Below are 5,104 nucleotides of genomic sequence, written 5' to 3' on the forward strand. Positions count from 1 at the left end.
TCGGTGATCCGATGGACGGGGTATCAACATATCTGGCGTTGACTTTTGGCACGCTGTTGAGTTCTCAAGGAACGGTCGCTTCCTTTGTACTCACCCTCTCGGGCTTTCCTCCGGGCTTCCCTTCGGTCTTGCGTTTCCGACTCTATCAGATCTTTCCGATCCGATTTCCTCGGTGCTTTCCAGGTTCCCGCTTTCGCGTTTCCCTTTCCGGCGGTTCCGACTCTATCAGATCCTTTCGGGCCTGATCCCCGGTCAGCGGGGTTTGTCTTCGCGGCTGTTGGGCCGTTCCGACGAGTGAGACTTTAGCGGATTCCCCGGCTCCCGAGCGAATCGGGGTCCTCGTCCTTTCGAACATGGATTCCTCATTCCGTAAATACACATACCAATGAAACGACGACAGACGTGCTGTGCGTCGAATAGTGGTTGGTACTTGCGGATTGGCTGCCCGGGGACCGACCGGAGTCGGCGCTCACGTCGGGCAACTCGGAGAACACTACGGATGGGGGTAGGACGTGTCAACCCAGGGGCGGACGGCACTGCGGCGACGTAGCCTGGGTCTCATGACAACGCGTACGTGCACCCAGCTGTGGTGGGCCGCCTGACGGCGGCCGTGCTCACATATGCACTCGACGGCCGCCGCTTCGGCGGCCGTTTTCGTTTCTCCCTCCCGGATCCACGGAGGGGCGGCCGCCCAGGGCGGCGGTCCCGACCAGGAGGTGGAGAGATGACACGGGTCTTCAGCGGGGTCAAGCCGACGGGGCATCTGACGCTGGGGAACTACCTGGGGGCCATGCGGCGGTGGGCCGCGGTCGACCAGCACGAGGCCGACGCCCTGTTCTGCGTCGTCGATCTGCATGCCCTGACCGTGGACCACGATCCCGCGCGGGTGCGCAGGCTGAGCCGGCAGTCGGCGACGCTGCTGCTGGCGGCCGGGCTGGATCCGGAGCTCTGCACGGTGTTCGTGCAGAGCCATGTGGACGAGCACGCCCGGCTCTCCTACGTGCTGGAGTGCGTGGCCACCGACGGGGAGATGCGGCGGATGATCCAGTACAAGGAGAAGGCCGCGCGGGAGCGGCAGCGGGGCGGGAGTGTGCGGCTGTCGCTGCTGACCTATCCCGTGCTGATGGCCGCGGACATCCTGGCGTACGGGGCCGGTGAGGTGCCGGTCGGGGACGATCAGCGCCAGCATGTGGAGCTCGCCCGGGATCTCGCCGTGCGGTTCAACCAGCGGTACGGGCATACGTTCGTGGTGCCGCGGGCCACCCGGCCGGGGGTGGCGGCGCGGGTGATGAACCTGCAGGATCCGGCGTCGAAGATGGGCAAGAGCGATGACGTCGGACCGGGGATCGTCTATCTGCTGGACGAGCCGGACGTGGTGCGCAAGAAGGTCATGCGGGCGGTGACCGACAGCGGGCGGGAGGTCGTGAACGACCGGGAGACCCGGCCGGGGCTCGCCAACCTGCTGGACATCCTCGCGGCGTGCACGGGTGGCGAGCCCGAGGCGCTGAGTGGTGCGTACACGTCGTACGGGGCGTTGAAGAAGGACACCGCCGAGGCTGTGGTCGAGGTGCTCCGGCCGTTGCAGGCGAGGCACAAGGAGTTGTGCGCCGATCCCGGCCATGTGGAGGGGGTGCTGCGGGCCGGGGCGGAGCGGGCTCGGGGGATGGCACGGCCGACGGTGGATGCCGCGTACCGGGCGATCGGGTTGTTGCCGGCCGTGGCGGAGGCGGAGACGGCGGGTGCCGGGGCCGTGGTGACGGTGTGAGGTGAGGCGGCTGCGGGGGCGGGTGTCGGGCCCGCCCCCGGTGGTCAGCTGCTGTTGCCCGAGGCCAGGGCGCGGCTGCGGTCGCGGGCGGCTTCGAGGGCGGCGATGAGGGCGGCCCGTACGCCGTGGTTCTCGAGTTCGCGGATGGCGTTGATCGTGGTGCCGGCCGGCGACGTGACGTTCTCGCGGAGCTTGACCGGGTGTTCGCCGCTGTCGCGGAGCATCGTCGCGGCGCCGATGGCGGACTGGACGATGAGGTCGTGGGCCTTGTCGCGGGGCAGGCCGAGGAGGATGCCGGCGTCGGTCATGGCCTCGACCAGGTAGAAGAAGTAGGCCGGGCCGGAGCCGGAGAGGGCGGTGCAGGCGTCCTGCTGGGACTCCGGGACGCGGAGCGTCTTGCCGACGGCGCCGAAGATCTCCTCGGTGTGGGCGAGGTGGCCGGCGGTGGCGTGGGTTCCGGCGGAGATGACGGACATCGCCTCGTCGACGAGGGCGGGGGTGTTCGTCATGACGCGGACGACCGGGGTGTCGGGGGCGAGGCGCTCCTCGAAGTAGGCCGTGGGGATGCCGGCGGCGCCGCTGATGACCAGGCGGTCGGCGGGGACGTGCGGGGCGAGCTCGTCGAGGAGGGTGCCCATGTCCTGCGGCTTGACCGTGAGGATCAGGGTGTCGGCGGTCTTGGCGGCCTCGGGGTTGGTGACCGGGGTGACGCCGTAGCGGCTGCGGAGTTCCTCGGCTCGTTCCCGGCGGCGGGCGGTGACCAGGAGGTCGGACGGGTTCCAGCCGGCGCGGATCATTCCGCTGAGCAGGGCTTCGCCGATCTTGCCGGTGCCGAGGACTGCGACTTTCTGGGTCATGGCGCGGGGTGCCTCCGAAGGGGTGCGTCGTCCGGGGTCCATCCTCGCACCGGGGAGTGGGCGACGGCTCGGGTGTCCGCTGGGCGGGATGTCGCGCCGGGTCGGCTTATGCCGTGCGGCGCCTGAGGGTTGCCGCGCCCAGGATCAGGACCAGGAGTGCGCAGCCCGCGACGATCAGGGCGTCCTGGACGAACGTGGCGGTCATGTCCGTGTGGCGGAGGACCTCGTTCATGCCGTCGACGGCGTAGGACATGGGGAGGACGTCGGAGACGGCCTCCAGGGCCGGGTGCATGGTGTCGCGCGGGGCGAACAGGCCGCACAGGAGCAGCTGGGGAAAGATCACCGCCGGCATGAACTGGACCGCCTGGAACTCCGAGGCCGCGAAGGCCGAGACGAAGAGGCCGAGGGCGGTGCCGAGGAGGGCGTCGAGGAGGGCCACCAGGAGGAGGAGCCAGGGGCTGCCGGTGACGTCCAGGTCGAGGAACCAGAGCGCGAGGCCCGTGGCCAGGGCGGACTGGATGATCGCCAGGGTGCCGAAGGCGAGGGCGTAGCCGGCGATGAGGTCGCCTTTGCCCAGCGGCATGGCGAGGAGGCGTTCGAGGGTGCCCGAGGTGCGTTCGCGCAGGGTGGCGATGGAGGTCACCAGGAACATCGTGATCAGGGGGAAGATGCCGAGGAGGGAGGCGCCGATGTTGTCGAAGGTGCGGGGGCTGCCGTCGAAGACGTAGCGCAGCAGGAAGAGCATCACGCAGGGGATGAGGATCAGCAGCGCGATGGTGCGGGGGTCGTGGGTGAGCTGGCGCAGGACCCGGGCGGCGGTGGCGGTGGTGCGGGATGCGCTGAGGGCCCTCGGCGGGGTGGTCGGCCGGGTGGCGGTGGTGGTCATCGGGTCGTCTCCTTCGTGCGGGCTGCCGCTTTCGCCTCGTCGACCAGGTGCAGGAAGGCCTTCTCGACGGTGGCGGTGCCGGTGCGGGTGCGCAGGGCGTCGGGGGTGTCGTCGGCGAGGAGTTCGCCGTCGCGCATGAGGAGGAGGCGGTGGCAGCGCTCGGCCTCGTCCATGACGTGGGAGGAGACGAGGAGGGTGGCGCCGCGGCCGGTCGCGATGTCGTGGAAGAGGTTCCACAGGTCGCGGCGCAGGACCGGGTCGAGGCCGACGGTCGGTTCGTCGAGGACCAGGAGTTCCGGAGCGCCGAGGAGGGCGACGGCGAGGGAGACGCGGTTGCGCTGGCCGCCGGAGAGGTTGCCGGCGAGTGCGTCGGCGTGGGTGGTGAGGTCGACGTCGGCTATGGCGCGGGTGACGTCGGCGTCGCGGCGGTCGGCTGCCGGGCGGCCTGGGTCGAGGATCGCGGCGAAGTAGTCGAGGTTCTGGCGGACGGTCAGGTCGTCGTAGACGGACGGGGCCTGGGTGACGTAGCCGATGCGGGTGCGCAGGGTGGGGTGGCCGGCGGGGTGGCCGAGGACGTCGAGGGTGCCGGTGACCTTGGCCTGGGTGCCGACGAGGGCGCGCATGAGGGTGGACTTGCCGCAGCCGGAGGGGCCGAGGAGGCCGGTGATCTGGCCGCGGGGGACGGTGAAGCCGAGGTTGCGCAGGACGGTGCGGGGGCCGCGGACGACGGTGAGGTTCTCGGCGTGGACGGCCGGGGTGTCCGGGGCCTGGCCGGGGATGGATGCCGGGCCCGGGCGTGGCGAGCCGGGAGCATTATTCATCATGCGATGAATAATGCTCCCGGGAGTCGGACGCGTCAAGCCGCCGCGGTGGGTGCCTTTGGATGGGTGCGCACGTCAGGCCGGGGTCCCGGCGAGGAGCAGGACGACCTCGTAGACCTCCTCCACGAAGCCGTCGGGGAAGACCCGGAGGAGGTGCTCGCGCTCCTCGGCCAGGATCGACGCGGTGCGTTCGGCGCCGTGTACGAGAAAGACCGAGTGGCTGCCGATGTTGGCGAGGTGGGTGTCGACCGGGACGCGGCGGCTCCAGCGAACCGTGTGGCGGGTGAAGTCGAGGAGGCCGGAGGGGTCGGCGGCGCGGGCGTTGACGTTGCGCTTCTCGGCGGAGACGTCGATGCCGAAGTGTCGGGCGATGCGGGCGGCGGCCTCGGCGATCCAGGGGACGTCGAGCGCGTCGGTGTTCCACCACAGGGCGAGCGCGCCGCCGGGGCGCAGGACGCGCACGGCCTCCGGGACGGCCCGGGCGGGGTCGGTCCAGTGCCAGGCCTGGGCGTAGGTGACGAGGTCGACGGAGGCGTCGGCGAGGGGGAGGTCGTCGCCCGTGCCGCGGACGACCGGGATGCCGGGCAGGGTGCGGCGGAACTGGGCCGCCATGCCGTCGCCGGGTTCCACGGCGACGACGTCCGCGCCCCGGGCGTGCAGGAGGGCGGTGGCGATGCCGGTGCCGGCGCCGATGTCCGCGACGCGGGTGCCGGTGAGGGGGCGGCCGGTCAGGTCTTCTATCGCGTCGAAGAGGGCCGGGGGGTAGGAGGGGCGG

At 70.8% G+C, this 5,104-nt stretch carries 5 protein-coding genes; 1 reads left to right on the plus strand and 4 read right to left on the minus strand.

Annotated elements, in window-relative coordinates; translation table 11 throughout:
• The first annotated feature begins 724 nt into the window (after positions 1 to 724).
• Positions 725 to 1,765, plus strand: coding sequence for a tryptophan--tRNA ligase (trpS, locus tag K4G64_RS38240; RefSeq protein WP_221760461.1), 1,041 nt, complete (start codon positions 725 to 727; stop codon positions 1,763 to 1,765).
• 44 nt (positions 1,766 to 1,809) lie between these two features.
• Here trpS and proC read toward each other — a convergent pair whose 3' ends face one another.
• From proC to K4G64_RS38260, 4 genes are all read right to left on the minus strand, one after another.
• The gene (gene proC / locus K4G64_RS38245) at positions 1,810 to 2,622 is read right to left on the minus strand and encodes a pyrroline-5-carboxylate reductase (RefSeq protein WP_221760462.1); all 813 of its coding nucleotides are present in this window, start codon (positions 2,620 to 2,622) and stop codon (positions 1,810 to 1,812) included.
• A gap of 106 nt (positions 2,623 to 2,728) precedes the next feature.
• Positions 2,729 to 3,508: an ABC transporter permease gene (locus tag K4G64_RS38250; RefSeq protein WP_221760463.1), complete on the minus strand. Its 780-nt coding sequence runs from the start codon at positions 3,506 to 3,508 to the stop codon at positions 2,729 to 2,731.
• Positions 3,505 to 4,332, minus strand: a complete 828-nt coding sequence (locus K4G64_RS38255; protein ID WP_221760464.1) for an ABC transporter ATP-binding protein — start codon at positions 4,330 to 4,332, stop codon at positions 3,505 to 3,507. The genes K4G64_RS38250 and K4G64_RS38255 overlap by 4 nt, the downstream gene beginning before the upstream one ends.
• Positions 4,333 to 4,404: 72 nt before the next feature.
• A partial coding sequence (locus tag K4G64_RS38260; RefSeq protein WP_221760465.1) for a class I SAM-dependent methyltransferase occupies positions 4,405 to 5,104 on the minus strand: 700 nt, incomplete at its 5' end.

It is taken from the genome of Streptomyces sp. WAC04114, from assembly GCF_019733245.1.
GTDB classification, from domain to species: Bacteria; Actinomycetota; Actinomycetes; order Streptomycetales; family Streptomycetaceae; genus Streptomyces; species Streptomyces massasporeus_A.